Here is a 20,045-nt window from a genome sequence, read left to right as displayed (position 1 = left end):
TGTAAACGATTGCAAAATGAAAAATAATTCGTATAATGGAGGTAATGTGAAATTTTTTTTCAAAAGGAGTTTGTAAAATGAAAATTGGATTAATCGGTTTAGGAAAAATGGGATATAATTTATCATTAAATTTAATGGACAACCATCATGAAGTAGTAGCTTATGATGTAAATAAAGAAGCGGTAGAAAAACTTGCAAATGAAGGAGCAACTGGCGCCTTTACTGTTGAAGAGTTAGTTAATGAACTTCCTCCTTCACCTAAAGTTGTATGGATTATGGTTCCGGCTGGAGAAGTAACGGAAAATGTTATTACAGAACTAAAAGAACTTCTGTCAGAAGGAGATATTATAATAGATGGAGGAAACTCTAATTATAAAGAATCTGTTCGACGTGCTCAGGATCTTCAGGAAAAAGGTATTTACTTCTTTGATGTAGGGACAAGCGGCGGAATGGAAGGGGCAAGAAACGGAGCGTGTACAATGATCGGTGGAGATGCGGAAGTATTCCGTACAATTGAACCGATTTTTAATGATATTTGCGTAGAAAATGGATTTATGTACGCAGGTAAAAGCGGAAGCGGTCACTTTTTAAAAATGGTTCACAATGGTGTAGAATATGGAATGATGCAATCCATTGCTGAAGGATTTGAAGTCCTGGAAAAAAGTCAGTTTGATTTCGACTATGAAGCCGTAGCACGCGTTTGGAATAACGGATCTGTTGTTCGTTCTTGGTTGATGGAACTAACGGAAAATGCGTTTTCAAAAGATCCTAAACTAGACAGTATTAAAGGAGTCATGCAGTCTTCTGGCGAAGGGAAATGGACCGTAGAGACTGCTCTTGATCTTCAAACGGCAACTCCTGTTATTGCTTTATCGCTAATGATGCGCTATCGTTCATTAGAGGAAGATACATTTACAGGAAAAGTTGTAGCAGCACTTCGAAACGAATTCGGCGGCCACGGTGTTGTAAATAAGTAAAGTAGTAAAGTAGGGGGACAGCAGCATGAGCAAAAAATATGCAATAGGTGTAGATATCGGAACAACGAGTACAAAGTCTGTATTGTTTTCAGTAGACGGTACAGTCATTGCAAATCATGGGATTGAGTATCCATTATACTCGCCGACGCCCGCGATGGCTGAGCAAGATCCTGAAGAAATTTTTCAAGCAGTTGTACGTACAATTCAAACGGTTGTAAAAACGAGCGATGTAAAACCTGAGGATATTTTATGCGTTTCATTCAGCTCAGCTATGCACAGTGTTATTGCCGTTGATCAGCAGGGAAAGCCGCTGACAAAATGTATCACGTGGGCGGATAATAGAAGTGCAGAATGGACGGAAAAAATTAAAAATGAATACAATGGTCATGAGATTTATTTGCGTACGGGTACGCCTATTCATCCGATGTCGCCGCTTTCCAAGCTAACATGGCTATCTAATGAACAGCCTGAACTAGTGAAGGGAACACATAAATTTATTTCGATTAAAGAATATGTATTCTTTAAGTTGTTTAACGAATATGTTATCGACTATTCGATTGCATCAGCAACGGGTTTGTTTAATCTGAAAAATCTTGCGTGGGATGAAGAAGCACTTAAAGTAGCAGGTGTTACAACCGATCAGTTATCCACTCCTGTTTCAACAATGCATCAGTTAAAAGGGCTAAACCCAGCGCTTGCAGTTGACATGCACTTACTTCCAGATACGCCCTTTATTGTAGGTGCAAGTGACGGTGTATTATCAAATTTAGGCGTAAATGCAATTGAACCAGGCGTTGTGGCTGTGACAATCGGGACAAGCGGAGCTATTCGAGCAGTGACTGACAAGCCAGTAGTCGATCCGAAAGGTCGTATTTTCTGTTATGCGTTGACAGAAGACCACTGGGTAATTGGCGGCCCTGTAAATAACGGCGGTATGATTTTCAGATGGGCTCGCGATCAGTTTGGAGCGTCGGAAGTAGAAACAGCTAAACGCCTTGGAAAAGATCCGTATGAAGTATTAACGGATATTGCAGCTTTAGTGAAACCGGGAGCGGACGGTTTATTGTTTCACCCATACCTTTCAGGAGAGCGTGCGCCGCTTTGGGATGCAAATGCTAAAGGTTCATTCTTCGGCCTAGGTTTGCATCATAAAAAAGAACATATGATTCGTGCTGTATTAGAAGGCGTTATCTTTAACTTGTATACGGTATTATTGGCACTTGAAGAGTTAATTGGAGAGCCTACAAAAATTCAGGCAACAGGCGGATTTGCACGTTCCGCACTTTGGCGTCAAATGATGGCAGATATTTTTAACCAAGAAGTATCGGTGCCGGAAAGTTTTGAAAGTTCATGTCTAGGAGCAGTTATCCTTGGCTTATATAGCCTTGGCGAAGTTGACTCATTGAACGTTGTTTCTGATATGGTTGGAGCGACTAATCATCATTATCCAATCAAAGAAAACAGTGAAGTATATAAAGAGTTAACGACTATCTATATTCGTTTGGCTCGCTTATTTAAAGAAGAATACGAAAGCATTACGGCTTTTCAAAAAAAATATGTACATTAAGTTCACAAATCATCGCTTGAAGTTTTCAAGCGATGATTTTTTGTGTGTTAGGTTATCTAACAACCAAAAGAGTTGACACTACACAATATATAAAAGTTCCCTCAAATAATGTTACAATTTGTCCAGTGTATCCCCGTTTCTCATTAAATATAATAAGGGATAACGTTAGTATTTATCACATACTAGAAGGAATCGTCACAAACGCCTTTATATTTCAGAAAATTCAAATAAAATTTGTTTTTTGAAATGAACTTATTTTATGAAAAGGGGTTTTATGGATGAAAACACAAATTGAGCAAGATGGAATTGTGACGCTCACAGATGAGACGCACAATCAGCTGAGCGGCAGTGACCTTTGGAATGAGGATTTACGTCCGACTACGATGAAAGAGCATTCTTGGAAAGGAGTTAACTTTGCCACGCTTTGGATTGGGATGTGTCTGTGTATTCCAGCTTACACAATGGCGAGTGGAATGATGACGCTTGGAATGAACTGGTGGCAAGCAATTGGTACAATCTTTTTAGGAAATGTTATTGTTCTTATTCCTATTTTGCTTAATTCTCACGCTGGAACCAAGTTTGGCATTCCTTATCCAGTATTTGCCCGCCTGTGGTTTGGAGATAAAGGAGCACATATCCCAGCACTGGCTAGGGCCATCGTGGCTGCTGGGTGGTTTGGAATTAATACATGGATTGGAACGGAAGCAATTGATACACTTCTAAGCGCTTCGTTTTCGTCTTGGAATGGTTTAACTGGTCATACAGCCATTGTATTTGCTCTTTTTTGGCTTTTAAATGTAGGAGTGGCATATAAAGGTCCGCAAGCGATTAAAGTATTAGGAGCGATTGCTGCTCCCGTTATTGGTATTTCGGCTATTATTCTTTTTATATGGGCTTATACAAACTCGGGAGGGTGGGGCCCCATTTTATCTACGCCTTCTAAATTTACATCAACAGGAGAATTTCTAGCCGTATTTTTCCCAGCTTTAACGGGGGTTATTGCCTTTTGGGCGACGCTCGCTTTGAACATTCCGGATTTCTGTCGATATGCTAGAAGTCAGAAATCTCAAATGGTTGCGCAAACCTTTTCCTTGCCATTGACGATGAGTATTTTTTCATTTATTGGAATTGCCGTTACTTCAGCAACAATCGTTATATTTGGAGAAGCTATTTGGGATCCAGTGGCCTTAGTAGCTAAATTCCCTCCGTTTATCATTTTCTTAGGAACAATCGTTATCGTGCTTTCTTCTTTAACGATTAATGTGGGAGCAAATATCGTCGCACCAGCCCGTGCAATTGAGAATCTGAATCCAAAGAAAATCACGTTTGCGATGGGGGCGCTAGTGACCGGTATTTTTGCTATTCTACTTCAGCCATGGTACATCATGTCTAATTTCGGGAACTATATTTTCGGCTGGCTTGGAACATACGGAGCGCTGCTTGGCCCTATAGACGGCATCGCCATTGCTGACTACTGGCTTGTAAGAAGGAGACAGATGGCATTAAAGGATTTATATGAGGTAAACGGTCGCTACAGTTATTCAACAGGTTTTAATAAAAACGGCATTTATGCATTAGTAATTGGCGTGGCCATACCCGTTTTAGGCTTACTGATTCCTGGACTGCGCTTTTTATGGGATAATGCCTGGACATTTGGTCTATTCATTTCTATCATCGCTTACACGTATCTCATGAGAGGAGATAAAAGTGTATTAGCGCCGGGGGAATATGAAGAAATAACGTTAAAAACAAGCGAAAAAACGATTATCGACAGTCAAACGGCTGATCCAACCATCACCAAATAAATAAGATGAATCCAATCATTAACATGATTGGATTTTTTTATGTGTTAAAACTGTATGGAAGAAAATTGATAAAATTTTTTTGAGTTTTTTTGTTGATTTAAGAATTTTTTTTTCATATAATTTAAGTAATAAAAAAATGAAATCGTTTTCTAAAATAATTAATGTAAACGATTTCGATAATTGAAACTTATTTTTAAAAAAATTCACAGGATGTAGAGCTTTTTTGCTACATAGAGAAAGCGTTTACTTAAAGGGAAGGTGGAAAGCAAGATGGATGCATACTTATTAGCTATTACAGTTGCCGCAATTGTTATTGTTATTGTAGGTGTTTCAGTTTTTAAATGGCATGCGTTTATTAGTTTAACGGTTGCGAGTTTGTTTTTGGCAATTGCTTCTGGGTTATCAATGGATAAAATTGTTGGCGCTTACGAAACGGGAGTGGGCGGTGTTTTAGGCCACTTAGTAGGAATTTTAGCGCTGGGAACAATTTTAGGTAAGCTGATGGCCGATTCAGGTGCCGGCATGCAGGTAGCGGATTATTTCGTAAGAATATTCGGTGTGAAAAGACTGCCATGGGCGATGCTAGTAGCAGGTTTCATTATTGGTATTCCTGTTTTCTTCGAAGTAGGAATTTTAATTCTACTGCCTTTAGTTATTTCCATTCATAAAACAACAAAACAAAATATATTATTGATTGCTCTGCCGGTTATTGCGGGATTATCAATTGTTCACGGTCTCGTTCCTCCTCATCCAGGTGCGATGGCAGCTATTAGTATTTACGGAGCAAATACGGGGAAAGTGCTTTTATATGCATTAATCATTTCAATTCCAGCTGCAGTTATCGCTGGACCGGTTTTTGCAAAATGGGTTCACAAACGAGTGATTCCAGAAGGAGAACCTGATCTAATTCGTATTACGACAACATCAAAAGATCTTCCTGGTACAGGCGTTTCATTTTTTGTCATTTTACTGCCCGTTCTATTAATGGTCTTAGCAGCTATAGCACCTGTTATTAACGGATTGCCAAGCGGCGTAGTGAAGTTTGTAGAATTAATAGGAAGTCCATTAATTGCACTTTTAATTGCTTGTTTTGCAGCGTTTTACCTGCTTGGAAAACGTCAAGGTATGACAAAAGATGTGATTAAAAAACTAACGGAAGAATGTTTGCTTCCTGTAGGATCTATTGTCTTAATTATTGGTGCAGGGGGCGGCTTCAAACAAGTATTAATCGATAGCGGAGTAGGTACAACGATTGGTCAAATGTCTGAACATCTATCTCTATCACCACTTGTACTTGCATTTTTAATTGCTGGATTAATCCGTATTGCTACAGGTTCAGCAACAGTTGCATTAACAACAGCGGCTGGTATTGTCTCACCAATCATTGAGCATATGTCCGGTGTTAACTTAGAACTACTTGTTATCGTTACGGGTGCGGGTTCACTAATGTTCTCTCACGTTAATGATGCTGGCTTCTGGATGGTGAAGGAGTATTTAGGATTAACAGTGAAAGAAACGTTCAAAACATGGACCGTTCTGGAAACGCTTCTATCCTTTATTGCTTTTGCAGGAGCACTTATTCTAAATGCATTAATTTAAAAATAAGACTCTTTTACTCTATGTAAAAGAGTCTTATTTTTTTATGAAAGAAAAGAATTTGCAAGAAAAATAATCAAAATATTTTATTTATTCGTTAAATTATGGCAAAATGGAAATAGAAGAATAATAGCTTCTAAGAAGGGAATGACAGAGAGTGAGTAATCAACTAGTATTTTTCACAAACTTTTCAGAAGGAAAATTAGATTCAGACGTTTCTTGGTATTGTCCACCAGCTCAATTTCAAATTGATACAGAAACGAATCGATTAGTGATTAAAACAGACGCTAAAACGGATTTTTGGCAGCGTACTCATTATGGCTTTGAAGCGGACAATGGACACTTTCTTTACCGTGAAGTAGAAGGCGACTTTGAAATCATGACAAAGGTGCATACATATCCAGTTAATCGCTACGATCAAGCAGGTCTCATGATTCGTGTATCAAAAGATACGTGGATCAAAACGTCAGTTGAATACAATCCCGATGGTCCTAACCAATTAGGAGCAGTCGTAACCAACCAGGGCTTCTCAGATTGGTCCAGTCAAAATTTTACTCAAAACAAATCAGCGCTTTATTTTAAAATTCAGCGCAAAAACGATGATTACACCGTTTGTTATTCAAGTGATGGAGATTCTTGGACTCAGCTCCGACTCGCTCACTTATTGAACTCAACCAAAGAACCTGTTCAAGTTGGTATTTATGCTTGTAGTCCTCAAGGAGAAGGGTATGAAGCCCAATTTGATTTTATAAAAGTAGAAAAAATGTAAATAAAAACCACGATTTAGCCACAGCTAAATCGTGGTTTTTATTTAGAAAGCGCATTATCTAAAGGCTGTGTGACAGAAGCGGATGTCGGTTGATTGTGTAAAGCAATTTTTTGCTTGAAGTAGCTGATGACAAAACCTGTAATCGCAATGGATATAACAGAGAAAATTCCTTTTGAAATTCCAATTGAATACATGCTCGACAGCACGACAAGGAAATCAAATGAAAAATTCACTTTTCCAGGATCCCAGCCAAATTTTCGCTGTGCGAATAACGCTAGAATATTAGCACCGCCGAGAGAAGCTCCGTTCATAAATAAAATGGATAAGCCAAGGCCGGCAATTAGTCCGCCCGTAACAGCACCCATCAGGCTGGGAAGTGTAAAAGAAGGAAGCAAGTGATCGAGTGAAGTGAGAAGCGATAGCAAAGACACTGATCCTATAGTTGTGGCGGTAAATTTCCATCCCATTTGAAAGAAGGAAAAGAGATAAAAAGGAATATTAATGAGAAAAAAGATTACCGCAAACGATAAGGGAAGGGCATATGACAAGCTAAGAGACAGACCAGCTGTTCCCCCCGTCACTACGTGAGAGTGCCGCAAGATAAGAACACCAATACTTGCAATCGTACATCCAAGAATAATCCATAAAACTTTTTTCATAAATAAACCCCTTTGTTTGTTTTTTCGGAATTTTCATTTTCAATTATCTACTTTAATGATAGGATATTAAATAAAGAAAACACATGTATAAATGAAGGAAATAATACTTGTTCTTTTATCAACTTGAATAAAGATTTTATTTATTATATTCATTTTGAAAGGAAAGGTTTGGATGGATGAAATCGATGCACAACTATTGTCTATTTTGCAAAGGGACGGACGTATGACGATTAGTGATTTATCAAAAAAGCTGGCTCTTAGCCGTCCAAGCGTATCAGAAAGACTGCAGCGTCTTCAGGAACGAGGAGTGATCCAGCGTTTTAGCGCTACGGTGTCTCCGAAAGCTTTAGGAAGAGATACACAGCTGTTTATTCAAGTAAGCGAATTAAAAAGAAAACCGGAGGAATTTGAAGACTTTATTGAGCAAAATGAAGACGTGCTTGAATGTCATCGCGTAACGGGGCCGGTTTCTTACTTTATCAAAGCAGCCGTGTCTGGAATGGATGGACTTAGAATGCTAGTGGATGAACTGATTCCTTATGGAAATGTGAATACCTCAATTATTTTAAAGTCGCCTGTAGAAAACAGGATGATTACTCCTGTACAAAAACCGGCCCCATAAGAGGCCGGTTTTCTGTGTAAGGAGATATTAATAAAATCCTTTAATAATATAAAAATGATTTTGTAAAATATCAGGTATTTCTTCTTCTGAAACGTTCCTTTTCGTCTTTTTTTCGCCATCTGTTACAGTTAGCGTTTCACCAGAGAGGGTAATGCGCCCTGTAGGGGTTGCGATCGTAACAAGACGTTTGTGTACAAACGGAGAATCCGCTGACGTTTGATTGAACTCACACATGGGAGTAAAGTCAGTCAGTTTCTTAGGAAGCGTAGACACACGGTACAGCGTTTTCCATACATCATCTTCCCATCGCTGCAAATCATACATATGCTCAGCAACGTTTGTCATACGATAAGAGCCGCTTACATCTATTACTACTTCGCCATTTAAAGGCATTGGCTTGCGCACAGAATCTCCAAATCCAACGTCTACGATGTAAGGCTGATTTTCAATCGTCACAAGGTTTGTAGCGTGACTTCCTTCAATGGTCCACGTGCCGTCGGGTTTTTTGACGGTAGCTGAAACGTAAGAGACTTCATATCCGCTTTCTTTTAACAGCCAGCCAAATAGACCGTTTAATTCGTAGCAAAATCCTCCCCGCAAATTTACGATTACTTTTTGAAAAATTCGTTCTAAATCAATTATGATAGGGGTTTGAGACAGAACATCTAAGTTCTCAAAAGGAACATGAAGCATGTGTTTGTTCTGTAAAGCAGCTAAGCTTTCATACGTTGGGCTATCCGGTTTCTTAGCTAAAAACCGACTAAAATAATAATTAATATTCATCAAATGCACCTCTTAGTAAATCATTTCTCTCTGTCTTTAGCAGAACGTTCATGTAACAGCTCTTTTTCGATTGTCTCTTTGGAAGCGAATCCTTGAAATGCACGGCTGTCAATTTTTAAAGTCGGTACTTTCGTTACATGAGCATCTTCATACGCATGAACTAAGCTATCTTTATGAACTTGTTCGAACGTCCGGTCTTTTAAGATACGTATAAATATTTCTTGATCTAAATGCAAGGAATCAGCGATTTCTGCTAAGACTTCAATCTGGCTAATATCTTTTTCCTCTTCCCAATAAGCTTTAAAAACAGCATCTACATAGGCACTTTCTTGACCATGTTTTTTAGCAAAATGAAAGCCTTCATGTGCTAAATGAGTGCGCGGGACTGGAGGCATGTCCGGTATATTTATTTCTACGTGCAGCTGTTGTGCTAAGGGAGCTATCGATTGATTCCAAGGTCTCTCTAAAACATCTTCTATTTGCTCCATCTGCTGGGCTGGCTCAGGACAAAGTTCAAAAGGCTTCCATTCAATCTCAGTCTTTTGTTCTTTCATGACTTCTCTTAAAGGCTTAGTGGCTAGAAAACATAGTGGACAGACAAAATCAAAATAAAACTCAATATGCGCTTTCATCCCGTCACGCTCCTTTATGGCATGTTTTTATTTTATCAAAAATAAAGACGATCCTTCCAACTTGGGAACTGCGGAAAAATAGTTGACAAAATTGGATAACTCTTTCTATAATATAGTCAATACATATCACGAGCGATTAGTTCAGTGGGAGAATACATCCTTGACAGGGATGGGGTCGGGGGTTCGAATCCCTCATCGCTCATACCAAAGCCGTTTTCTTATTAATAAGAGAGCGGCTTTTCTCTTTTGTTTGACAAATCAATGCTACATTAAATCTTGAGCGCGTATAGAAGAATTAAAGTATAATGAAACATAGTGCATCAGGTCATGATAAAGATAATCACTAATTTAAAATAAATGAGGGTACAAAATGAATCAAAGAAGTTTTAGTCAATATGGTCTTAGTGACAAGGTAGCTAAGGCGCTTTCTAGTCTGCAATACAATCATCCTACGGAAGTACAAAGCAAGGTGCTTCCCATCGCGCTAGAAGAAAGAGATGTTGTCGTGAAGTCTCAAACAGGAAGTGGAAAAACGGCTTCCTTTGGCATTCCACTGTGTGAATTAGTTAATTGGGAAGAAAATAAACCCCAAGCCTTAGTGTTAACACCTACACGAGAGCTGGCTGCGCAGGTAAAAGAAGATATTACAAATATCGGCCGTTTTAAGCGAATTAAAGCAGCAGCTGTCTACGGAAAATCACCGTTTGCTAAGCAAAAAGTAGAATTAAAGCAAAAAACACATATTGTTGTAGGTACGCCTGGACGAGTGCTTGATCATATAGAAAAAGAAACGCTTGCATTAGAGAAAATTCGTTATTTGGTTATTGATGAAGCAGATGAAATGCTAAATATGGGTTTTATTGACCAAGTAGAAGCAATCATTCAACATCTTCCTAGTGAGCGTGTAACGATGCTTTTCTCTGCTACGCTTCCTGAAGATATTGAAGAGCTTTCTCGCAAGTATATGAAAAAGCCGGTTGATGTTGAAATCAAAGCAAATGGATTAACGACAAGTACGATTGACCATTCTGTTATATCAGTAGAAAACGAACGTAAATTTGAACTGCTGAAAGACGTAACCACAGTAGAAAACCCAGACAGCTGCATCATTTTTTGCCGCACACAAGAGCAGGTAAATACGTTGTTAGATGATTTAGATGATCTTGGGTATCCTTGTGATAAAATTCACGGGGCAATGGTGCAAGAAGACCGTTTTGAGGTTATGAATGATTTCAAAAAAGGTAAATTCCGTTATTTAGTGGCGACAGATGTAGCTGCGAGAGGAATTGATATTGATAATATCACACACGTTATTAACTATGACCTTCCGTTAGAAAAAGAAAGCTACGTTCACCGTACAGGAAGAACGGGACGTGCCGGTAAAAAAGGGAAGGCTATCACATTTGTAACGCCTTATGAAGAGAGAATGCTATCGGAAATTGAAGAATATATCGGTTTTTCAATTCCAGCATCTACTCCTCCTTCTAAAGAAGAAGTACAGCAGGCAGCATCCGCTTTTACTGAAAAAATCAATGAGCGTCCAGAAGTTAAAAGGGATAAAAGCGAGTCATTAAATAAAGACATTATGAAGCTGTATTTTAACGGAGGAAAGAAAAAGAAAATTAGAGCGGTTGATTTTGTGGGAACAATTGCGAAGTTAGACGGAGTAACCGCGGACGATATTGGAATTATTACGATCCAAGAAAATGTCTCTTATGTAGAGATTTTGAATGGAAAAGGTCCAAAAGTGTTACAAGCAATGAAAAACAAAACGATTAAAGGAAAGAAATTAAAAGTTCATAAAGCGATTAAATAGCAGAAGGAAGTCCATCTTTTTAAAGATGGGCTTTATTTATAGAGCCAATAAAGGAGTTGAGAGTATGAAGTACATAAAAGAAGCGTGTGCAGAAGGGTATGAGCAGGCAAAAAAAGCAGAAAAGCTAGGAGCAGACCGCATTGAATTGTGTGACAATCTCAGTCAAGGAGGCACTACGCCAAGTTACGGCACCATTGAATATGCAAGCGAACATCTTGATACAGATATCAACGTGATTATTCGCCCAAGAAGCGGTGATTTTATATATTCCGAAGCAGAATTTCAAATTATGAAAAAAGACGTTAAAGCATGTAAAGACCTTGGAGTAAACGGAGTAGTATTTGGCATTTTAACAGAAGAAGCTGAAATCGATTACGGACGCACTAAAGAGTTAATAGCAGAAGCTCATCCTTTAAGCGTTACGTTTCATATGGCATTTGATGAGATTAAAGATAAATACAAAGCCATTGATATACTTAGTGAATTGGGAGCAGACCATATTTTGACCAAAGGAGGGAAAGGATCTGCTTTGCAAAATCTTCATATAATCCGAGAATTGATCACATATGCTAACGACCGTATTATTATTTTGCCCGGCGGAGGAATTCATGAAAGCAACGCAGAGGTGGTTATAAAAGAAACAAAAGCAGCTGAATTACACGGAACAAAAATTGTAGGAGATTTATCTCGTTAAATAAAAAGAGGCTGGGACAAAAGCATTTTAATCCAAGTGAAAAACGAACCATTAATCAATATGTTTGATTCGTGGTTCGTTTTTTTGATGGTGAATATAGTTTCATCTGTTTCGTTCCTTCTAGCAGGTGATTGGAGGGCAAGGCGAAGACTCCTGCGGGAACAGCGAAACAGATGAGACCCCGCAGGAGCACAAGCGACGAGGAGGCTCAGCGGCCGCCCGCGGAAAGCGAAGCCTTGCACGGAAATCAACTGCGGTGTAATAAGCAGTCCAGCTCATCTATCTCATTTGTTCGTCTTGAGATTGAATTCATTTAGTTATGTCTCAACCTCTTTTATTTTGATGTATTTTCTTTTGCTGCTAAGCCGCTCGTCATTTTGGTACGTTGAAAGAAAAAAGAACCTACGACGAGTACAGCAATTAAAAGAGTTAAGAAGAACTGAGAACGTAATGAATCAATAAATGCCATGGCTATAAAAATACTAGTGATGGCAAGGATTGTAGCGTAAGTTAAGTAAGGAAATAACCACATTTTAATTTTTAATGCTTCGGGATTTTCTTTTTCATATTTTTTTCTCATTTTAATCTGTGAAAATGCAATAACAAGATATACAAGAAGCGCTACGCCGCCTGACGCATTCACTAAAAACAAAAAGATTTTGTCCGGTGAAATATAGTTAAAGATAACGCTAATGTACGAGATAACTGTACATGCTAATATCGCGCTAACCGGCACGCCTTTTTTATTTAATTTTGAAAAACTTTTTGGCGCATCGCCGTTTTGAGACATGGAAAACAGCATGCGAGAACTTGTATACAGACCAGAATTCAGACAGGAAAGAACGGCTGTTAAAATAATAAAGTTCATAATTTGAGCTGCGGCCGGTACATTCACTAATTCAAGAATAGATACAAATGGGCTTTTCATTAGGCTTGACGAATTCCACGGAAGAACCGTTACTAAAATAAAAATAGAGCCTAAATAGAAAAACAAAATGCGATAAATAACGGTATTGGTCGCGATGGTAATGGCTTTTTCAGGCTGAGACGATTCACCTGCTGCGGTTGCGACAATTTCTGTTCCCATAAAGGAGAACATGACAAGGGCAATTCCTAAAAATACAGAGCTAATTCCATTCGGTAAAAAGCCGCCTTTGTGCAAAAGGTTGGAAGTGCCGGGAGAATCAATTCCTGGAATGAATCCACAAATAATAGCTATACCTAAAATTAAAAAAAGAACGATACTGACGACTTTAATGAGGGAAAACCAATATTCAAATTCTCCGAAAGATTTAACAGAGTACAGATTGGTCATCGTTAATAAAAAAGTAAGAGCCAGGCTTACTCCCCAAGACGGCAAAGACGGGAACCAGTATTGAATAATATTTGCACCTGCAATGGCTTCAACAGCAATAACGATAACCCAGAAAAACCAGTAAAGCCAGCCAATCGTGTAGCCGGCCCAAGGGCCTAATGCTTCTTTTGCATAAGTAGAAAAAGAACCGCTGGAAGGATTGGCAGTAGACATTTCGCCAAGCATTCGCATGACTAAAATAACGAGCAAACCAGCAAATGCGTACGAAAAAATAGATCCCGGTCCAGCGGTGTTAATGAGTGATCCGCTTCCGATAAATAATCCAGCACCGATAATTCCTCCAAGAGAAATCATGGTGATATGCCGGATCTTTAACTCTTTTTTTAACTGTGGCTGTGGATGGCTGTTCATTTGTAACCTCCTATATAAATTGAATTTTTAGTTAATATGGAGAATTATAGTATTTTGTAAGACGTATGGACAGGATGTTGTTAGAGGTTCTTTCATACAAAAAGCGGATATGAATTGTTGCATTCATATCCGGCTTACTCTGACACAGATATTCATTATGCGTATAAAGTACCTGATTAGCGTTTTTTTCCTTTTTATAATAAGCAATGTAGCTGAAAATAAACTGAATGATTGTTTCAAATAATTTAATCAAAAGAGGTATACATTCTATTAAAGGATAATGTGGAGTGATATTCAAACTCTCTGCAAAGCTCTAAATGCGGGTTTTCCTTTCTGAAAACGGGTATATATAGTGGTAAGAAGTTTATTCTTTTGTTAAGTATAAAAGAAAGATGTGCGATAGAAACAGGAGGTTATAAATAATGAAACATGTTGAAGTAGTAGAAAAAGGAGCAAACATTAACGAAGCAGTTAATCAATTTGCAGACAAAGGTTTTGAGAAAGAAGAAGTATACGTGTTTACGTATGACAAGGAAAATTCAAAAAATTTAACAGAAGTAACGGACACAAATATTATTCGACTGTCTGAAGAAGGTCCTTTACATTCAGCAGCGAGTTTATTTTTAACCAGAGAAGATGAGCTTCGAACAAAAATGGCTTCACTAGGCTTATCAAAAGACGAAACAAAAAAATATGAAGAAGAGTTAAAGAAAGGCAGTGCGATTGTAGTGGCTGCTACAGGAGAAAGAAAAGACGTTTAAGTTTAATAGAGGCTATGAAAAAAGTAGTTTAGTTAAAGGAAGATCCGAACGCGTTTGATTCTTGATAGAGAATCAAACGCGTTCGGATTTTTTTGTGGGGAGGGTATAACAAGTGATCTATACGAGCTTCTTTATCCCATTTGTTCGTCTTTAGATTTAATTGATTTTGTTATGTCTCACACTTTTTTGTTTTTTCCAATATATGATTGATAAAACTAATGGTATTAGTTAAAATTAAAACTAATACCATTAGTTTTAATTTTGATAATAGGGGATGAGGAAATGAGAATAGTTCGTGAGAAAATGTTGTATCAACTGACGTTTTTGCCTCGCTTTTTTCCAGTGAATTGTTATTTAGTCGAAGAGAAAGACAGTCTTACATTAATTGATGCGGCTCTTCCATACAGCGCGTCGGGTATTTTGAAAGCTGCAGATCAAATTGGAAAACCGATTACTCGAATTGTTTTTACACATACTCATGAAGATCACATCGGAGCGATTGATCATTTGAAAAAAAGGTTACCGAATGCTTCTGTTTATATGTCGCAAAGAGATTATCGATTATTTTCAGGAGATTTCACACTCGATTCTGAAGAACCTCAAAACCCAATCCGTGGAGGAATACCAAAACTAGGAAAGGTTTCAACTAAAATTGATCATTTCATCGAAGAAGATTCTTATATAGGCTCACTTGCTCCTATTTTTACACCTGGACATACACCTGGATCTATGTCTTTTTTAGACCAGAGAACGAACGCATTAATTGCCGGAGATTCGTTCCAAGTGCGAGGAGGAATTGCGGTATCAGGTCAGTTAAAACCGCTGTTTCCGTTTCCTGCCTTTGGAACGTGGAGCAAAGAGCTAGCGCTTAAAAGTGCAGAAAAGCTACATGAGCTAAACCCGTCACTTCTTGCTGTTGGACACGGAAAAATTCTTTCTCAGCCGCTAAAATTGATGGGGAAAGCAATACAACAAGCGAAAGTAAAAATAGAAAAAAGGAGATGAAGGGATGTCGCCACGACAAGGACTAGATTTCAAAAAGGTTATTCAAACAGGTGAAAATTTGGCCAATCGTGAAGGGTTTTATGCTGTTACAATTGCTTCATTAGCAAAAGAATTAAATGTTCGTCCACCGTCTTTATATAACCATATAAAAGGATTAGAAGAGCTGCGCAAAGAACTGGCTTTAAGTGGACTGCAGCAGCTATATCATCTTTTAAAAAGTACTGTCGAACATGCTTCCGCAGAAGACGCTGTTTATCATCTAAGTAAAGCGTACGTTTCATTTGTAAGAAAGTCTCCGGGAATATACGAAGCAACGGCAACGGTAGCACCAAGGATAAAGGATGAAGAAGTACAAAAAGCATCTGATAACATTTTGTTTTTAGTGCTGGATGTGTTGAAACCGTATCAGCTTCGGGAAAATGAAGCCCTTCATGCTGTTAGAAGTCTTCGCAGCATTTTACATGGGTTTTCTTCTTTGGAGCATAAAGGGGGATTTGGAATGTCATTAAGCACTGATGAGACTCTAGACTTTTTAATCCGTACGTTTGCATTGGGCCTACACCGGTATAAACAGACCACATAAATTTCATTAAAGCCACTAAGCCTAATGCTTTAGTTGAAATTGAAAAAAAAGAGAAAGAATGATAGATTACAAATAAAGACATTTATTCCTATTGTTTTAGGGTTGTTACTGATGAAGCAGGCAAAACCTAAGCTGCAAGGACAGAAAAAGATAGTTTCTGTTTGTTGCTGTTTAGGTATTTTTTGTTTTTGTTTAAAATAACCAGCCCTTTTTCATTTGTTTTATAAGGGAGAAATCTTCTGAGAATGGAGAGAAGCAAACATGCTTAATTCAAGAATGATCGTCATATTAAGAGAACTAATGTCCGTACAGTCTACATTATCAACCGTTACGAGTGAATATTTAGCAACAGTAAATCAAGTATCTTCTCGAACTATTCGAACGGATATAAAACAGCTAGATGACATTTTGTCTCAGTACGGAGCTAAAATTAAATCAGCTCGTGGGACAGGATATGAACTTAGCGTTTTAGATGAAAAACAGTTCCATCACCTATTAAAAGAACTTTCGGCTAATCAATTATTTGATGCAACTTCTATTCCAACCGTTCCTGATGACCGCGTGCATTATTTAATCAAAAGATTGCTGCTAGCAGACGAATATTTGAAGCTCGAAGATTTAGCAGACGAGTTGTATATTAGCAAGTCAACGGTTCAAAACGATTTAAGAGATGTTAAAAAACAGCTGTGTAAGTATGATATTCTTTTAGAAAAACGTCCTAACTATGGCTTGAAAGCTAAAGGGGACGAAATGAAAATGAGATTCTGTATGTCTGAGTACATATTCAACCGAAAAGATAAAGAAATAGATATGGTATACAATAAAATATCTATTCTGCCCCAAGAATCAATCTTAACGATTAAAGCCCACATTTTAAATCAAATAAAACGATACAATATTATGGTTTCAGACATTGGATTAAATAATTTAATCATTCATTTAGCTATAGCTTGTAAGCGAATACAAGAAGAAAATTTTATTTCTTTGTATTCAGAAGATCTGCTTGAGATTATGGAACATAAAGAATATGAAGTGGCAGCTGAAATTGTGCGGGAGATTGAAAATGCATTCAAGATTCGTTTTCCGAAGTCAGAAACGGCATATATCGCCATTCATTTGTTAGGTACAAAAATGCTCAACAATAGCAATCATGAAGAAAAAGAAGTGAAGCAGTTTATTGACACAAATATCTATGAATTAACAGCAGCTATATTAGAAGCAATTGAAAAAGAGCTTCATTTAGGAATTAGTGAAGATTCAGAGCTGATCCTTGGCATGAGCTTGCATTTGAAACCGGCTATCAATCGCTATAAATATGGAATGAATCTGCGAAACCCGATGCTTGAAGGAATTAAGAGTCATTACCCTCTGGCTTTTGAAGCTGGGATTATAGCTGGGAAGGTTTTGAAAAATCGCCTTGAAATCGACATGCATGAAACGGAAATTGGCTATTTAGCTTTACATATTGGAGGGGCCATTGAACGTCGGAAAATTATCAATCAGCCTAAGCGCTGTTTGATTGTATGCGCATCGGGAGTAGGGAGTGCCAAGCTATTATCATATAAGCTGCAGGCTACTTTTGGATTAAATCTGACTATTTTAGGAACAACGCAGTATTATAAGCTTCACCAAATGTCGCTGCACTCTTTAGATTTTATTGTTAGTACCATTCCAATTCCAGATCATCTTCCTGTTCCTGTAGTACAAGTAAGTACGATTCTAGGAAACAGTGATTTTAAAAAAATTGATTGTTTAATGAAGAACAAACAGCAGCCTTCCTTAGAATACACAAAAAAAGAATTAGTATATTTACAGCAAGAATTTCAAACGAGAGAAGAAGTGCTTCATTTTTTAGGAGAGAAATTAACTCATCTAGGACTAGTTCCTTCTCAATTTATAGAATCTGTTTTTGAAAGAGAAGCTGCATCACCAACAAGTTTTGGCAATCTCGTTGCGATTCCTCATCCTATGGTTCCTCAAACGGATACGACGTTTTGGGCCATTTGCACGTTAAAAAAACCGATTATGTGGGAAGGAAACCTCGTACAATTTATTTGCCTTTTAAGTGTAAAAGCCAATAATCAAGGCGATTTGCAAAAGATGTACAGTTTGTTAGTCCGCGTTGTGGATGATAAGCAGGTCGTGCAGCGCTTAGTAAAGTGCAAGGATTATGAGGAATTTATAGAGGTGTTTATGAAAAATATTAGATAAAAAAAGAAGTCTAAGAGAGGGGCTTCTTTTTTTATCTGAATGTTCAAACATAATTTTTCCGCTAGTAACGGAAAAAGGTTGTGTATAAATGTAAGCGCTTTTATTTTAAGGTAAAACTATCAACAAAACAGATAGCAAAATAAAAAACGGGGGAATGACAAATGAATATTCTATTATGTTGTGCAGCTGGAATGTCTACAAGTTTACTAGTAACAAAAATGGAAAAAAGCGCTCAGGAGCAAAGCACGGAGTATAAAATTTGGGCGGTTCCTGGTGACTCTGTTCGCAACCATATTGATCAAGCGGATGTACTTTTATTAGGACCTCAAGTGCGTTACCTATTGCCGCAGCTTAAGAAGCTAGGTGAAGAAAAAGGAGTGCCAGTTGACGTTATAAATCCTGTTCACTACGGAACGTGTAATGGAGAACAAGTGTTAAAATTTGCAGTTCAACTAGTTTCAAAATAGGAGTGTGGACTACATGAGCAAATTTAATAGTATGCTTGAAAGCAAAGTAATGCCTATCGCTGGAAAAATGGCGGGTCAACGCCATTTACAAGCACTTCGAGACGGTATTGTTCTGACAATGCCGCTCATTATTATCGGTTCAGTATTTTTAATACTGTCGAATTTACCGATACCAGGTTATAACGACTTTATGGCAGGGATTTTCGGAAAAGAATGGGCAACGAAAATGGCCTATCCAGTTGGAGCTACATTCGATATTATGGCGCTGCTTGCTTGTTTCGGAATAGCCTATCGGTTAGCTGAAAAATACGGAGTAGATGCTTTGTCCGCAGGGGCTATTTCACTTGCTGCTTTTTTACTTGCTACTCCGTATAAAGTGTCCTTTCTCCCAAGTGGAGCCAAAGAAGCTATTTTAGTAGACGGCGGAATTCCAACCGCTTTAATGGGAAGTAAAGGACTCTTTGTAGCAATGATTGTCGCGATTCTCTCTACGGAAATTTACAGATGGTTTATTCAAAAAGACATTATCATCAAGATGCCTGATGGGGTTCCTCCCGCTGTTGGAAAATCGTTTGCTGCTCTTATTCCTGGCTTTACGGTAATAGCATTTATTTGGATTTTACGTTTGTTAGTAGAACAAACGCATTTTGGAAGTCTGCATAATATCGTTGGAGAATTGCTTGGAAAGCCTTTAGGTGTGTTAGGCGGCAGTTTAGGCGGTACGCTAGTTGCCGAACTTGTTATTATGCTCATGTGGTCATGTGGACTTCATGGAGCGAATATTGTCGGTGGAATTATGGCTCCCATTTGGTATGGAGCTATGGATGAAAACCGAATTGCATTTGCTAATCATGAAGCATTACCAAATATTTTTACACAGCAGTTCTTTGATATTTGGATTAATATCGGAGGCAGCGGAGCAACGTTAGCTCTAGTTGTAGCTATGATTTTAAAAGCACGCAGTCAACAAATGAAGCAGCTTGGTAAGTTAGGAATAGGACCAGCTCTTTTTAACATCAATGAGCCAATCATCTTTGGACTTCCGATGGTGATGAATCCAATGATGCTTATTCCGTTTATTATTACCCCTCTTGTGACGGTAGTAGCAACCTATATTGCGATGTCGACAGGACTGGTAGCAAAACCAGCAGGTATTGCGGTTCCTTGGACTATGCCTCCGATTATTTCTGGCTATTTGGCAACAGGAGGGAAATTATCGGGTGCAGTTATGCAAGCTATTAATATCGGAATCTCTGTTTGCATTTATTATCCTTTCTTTAGAATGTGGGATAAACAAAAATTCACTGAAGAAAATGGTATACAGCCTGCAGCTGAAGGGGTACCAAGTGATACAAAGAAAGATATTGTGTGA

Annotated in this window: 19 protein-coding genes and 1 tRNA gene; 16 read left to right on the top strand and 4 right to left on the bottom strand. The window is 38.1% G+C overall.

What is annotated here, in order from left to right; genetic code table 11:
- The first annotated feature begins 77 nt into the window (after positions 1–77).
- The 5 genes from gnd to AC1DEF_RS19690 all read left to right on the top strand — a co-directional run bounded on the left by gnd (position 78) and on the right by AC1DEF_RS19690 (position 6,714).
- Entirely contained in the window at positions 78–977 is a 900-nt protein-coding gene (gene gnd, locus AC1DEF_RS19710; RefSeq protein ID WP_043980423.1) for a phosphogluconate dehydrogenase (NAD(+)-dependent, decarboxylating), read from the top strand.
- A 25-nt stretch (positions 978–1,002) separates the two neighbouring features.
- Complete coding sequence (gene gntK, locus AC1DEF_RS19705) at positions 1,003–2,544, top strand: gluconokinase (RefSeq protein ID WP_043980421.1); 1,542 nt, start codon at positions 1,003–1,005, stop codon at positions 2,542–2,544.
- A 278-nt stretch (positions 2,545–2,822) separates the two neighbouring features.
- Complete coding sequence (locus AC1DEF_RS19700; RefSeq protein ID WP_043980420.1) at positions 2,823–4,349, top strand: NCS1 family nucleobase:cation symporter-1; 1,527 nt, start codon at positions 2,823–2,825, stop codon at positions 4,347–4,349.
- 270 nt (positions 4,350–4,619) lie between these two features.
- Positions 4,620–5,948 (top strand): GntT/GntP/DsdX family permease, encoded by a 1,329-nt coding sequence (locus AC1DEF_RS19695; RefSeq protein WP_013081793.1) that lies wholly within the window; start codon positions 4,620–4,622, stop codon positions 5,946–5,948.
- 154 nt (positions 5,949–6,102) lie between these two features.
- A complete protein-coding gene (locus AC1DEF_RS19690) occupies positions 6,103–6,714 on the top strand; it encodes a DUF1349 domain-containing protein (RefSeq protein ID WP_028407502.1) in 612 nt (203 codons plus the stop codon).
- A gap of 38 nt (positions 6,715–6,752) precedes the next feature.
- Here AC1DEF_RS19690 and AC1DEF_RS19685 read toward each other — a convergent pair whose 3' ends face one another.
- The gene (locus AC1DEF_RS19685; protein ID WP_097824305.1) at positions 6,753–7,373 is read right to left on the bottom strand and encodes a YitT family protein; all 621 of its coding nucleotides are present in this window, start codon (positions 7,371–7,373) and stop codon (positions 6,753–6,755) included.
- 172 nt (positions 7,374–7,545) lie between these two features.
- Here AC1DEF_RS19685 and AC1DEF_RS19680 point away from each other — a divergent pair, with 172 nt between their 5' ends.
- On the top strand, positions 7,546–7,995 hold the full coding sequence (locus tag AC1DEF_RS19680; protein ID WP_097824304.1) for an Lrp/AsnC family transcriptional regulator: 450 nt from the start codon (positions 7,546–7,548) through the stop codon (positions 7,993–7,995).
- A gap of 27 nt (positions 7,996–8,022) precedes the next feature.
- Here AC1DEF_RS19680 and AC1DEF_RS19675 read toward each other — a convergent pair whose 3' ends face one another.
- The gene (locus tag AC1DEF_RS19675; protein WP_097824303.1) at positions 8,023–8,778 is read right to left on the bottom strand and encodes an arylamine N-acetyltransferase family protein; all 756 of its coding nucleotides are present in this window, start codon (positions 8,776–8,778) and stop codon (positions 8,023–8,025) included.
- 20 nt (positions 8,779–8,798) lie between these two features.
- A complete protein-coding gene (locus tag AC1DEF_RS19670) occupies positions 8,799–9,410 on the bottom strand; it encodes a DsbA family oxidoreductase (RefSeq protein ID WP_097824302.1) in 612 nt (203 codons plus the stop codon).
- Positions 9,411–9,540: 130 nt separating this feature from the next.
- Here AC1DEF_RS19670 and AC1DEF_RS19665 point away from each other — a divergent pair.
- The 4 genes from AC1DEF_RS19665 (at position 9,541) to AC1DEF_RS19650 (ending at position 12,182) form a co-directional block, all read left to right on the top strand.
- A tRNA-Val gene (locus tag AC1DEF_RS19665) sits at positions 9,541–9,612 on the top strand.
- Positions 9,613–9,780: 168 nt separating this feature from the next.
- Entirely contained in the window at positions 9,781–11,226 is a 1,446-nt protein-coding gene (locus AC1DEF_RS19660) for a DEAD/DEAH box helicase (RefSeq protein WP_097824301.1), read from the top strand.
- A 64-nt stretch (positions 11,227–11,290) separates the two neighbouring features.
- Positions 11,291–11,920, top strand: coding sequence for a copper homeostasis protein CutC (locus AC1DEF_RS19655; RefSeq protein WP_318330993.1), 630 nt, complete (start codon positions 11,291–11,293; stop codon positions 11,918–11,920).
- A 127-nt stretch (positions 11,921–12,047) separates the two neighbouring features.
- The gene (locus AC1DEF_RS19650; protein WP_255255747.1) at positions 12,048–12,182 is read left to right on the top strand and encodes a hypothetical protein; all 135 of its coding nucleotides are present in this window, start codon (positions 12,048–12,050) and stop codon (positions 12,180–12,182) included.
- A 72-nt stretch (positions 12,183–12,254) separates the two neighbouring features.
- Here the strand turns inward: AC1DEF_RS19650 and AC1DEF_RS19645 are convergent, their stop codons facing one another.
- On the bottom strand, positions 12,255–13,646 hold the full coding sequence (locus AC1DEF_RS19645) for an amino acid permease (protein ID WP_097824299.1): 1,392 nt from the start codon (positions 13,644–13,646) through the stop codon (positions 12,255–12,257).
- Positions 13,647–14,068: 422 nt separating this feature from the next.
- Between AC1DEF_RS19645 and AC1DEF_RS19640 the strand changes: the two genes are divergently transcribed.
- The 6 genes from AC1DEF_RS19640 (at position 14,069) to celB (ending at position 20,045) form a co-directional block, all read left to right on the top strand.
- Entirely contained in the window at positions 14,069–14,407 is a 339-nt protein-coding gene (locus tag AC1DEF_RS19640; RefSeq protein ID WP_097824298.1) for a YflT domain-containing protein, read from the top strand.
- A 282-nt stretch (positions 14,408–14,689) separates the two neighbouring features.
- Positions 14,690–15,412 (top strand): MBL fold metallo-hydrolase, encoded by a 723-nt coding sequence (locus AC1DEF_RS19635; protein WP_318330994.1) that lies wholly within the window; start codon positions 14,690–14,692, stop codon positions 15,410–15,412.
- A 4-nt stretch (positions 15,413–15,416) separates the two neighbouring features.
- Positions 15,417–15,995, top strand: coding sequence for a TetR/AcrR family transcriptional regulator (locus AC1DEF_RS19630; protein ID WP_318330995.1), 579 nt, complete (start codon positions 15,417–15,419; stop codon positions 15,993–15,995).
- 261 nt (positions 15,996–16,256) lie between these two features.
- Positions 16,257–18,206 carry a BglG family transcription antiterminator gene (locus tag AC1DEF_RS19625; protein ID WP_097824295.1) on the top strand — a complete coding sequence of 650 codons (1,950 nt, stop codon included), beginning with the start codon at positions 16,257–16,259 and terminating at the stop codon, positions 18,204–18,206.
- A 161-nt stretch (positions 18,207–18,367) separates the two neighbouring features.
- Positions 18,368–18,673, top strand: coding sequence for a PTS sugar transporter subunit IIB (locus AC1DEF_RS19620; protein WP_013055477.1), 306 nt, complete (start codon positions 18,368–18,370; stop codon positions 18,671–18,673).
- Positions 18,674–18,686: 13 nt separating this feature from the next.
- Positions 18,687–20,045 carry a PTS cellobiose transporter subunit IIC gene (gene celB / locus AC1DEF_RS19615; RefSeq protein ID WP_013055478.1) on the top strand — a complete coding sequence of 453 codons (1,359 nt, stop codon included), beginning with the start codon at positions 18,687–18,689 and terminating at the stop codon, positions 20,043–20,045.

The organism is Priestia sp. 10L35, assembly GCF_056395685.1.
This window is presented reverse-complemented; position numbering and strand designations above follow the sequence as displayed.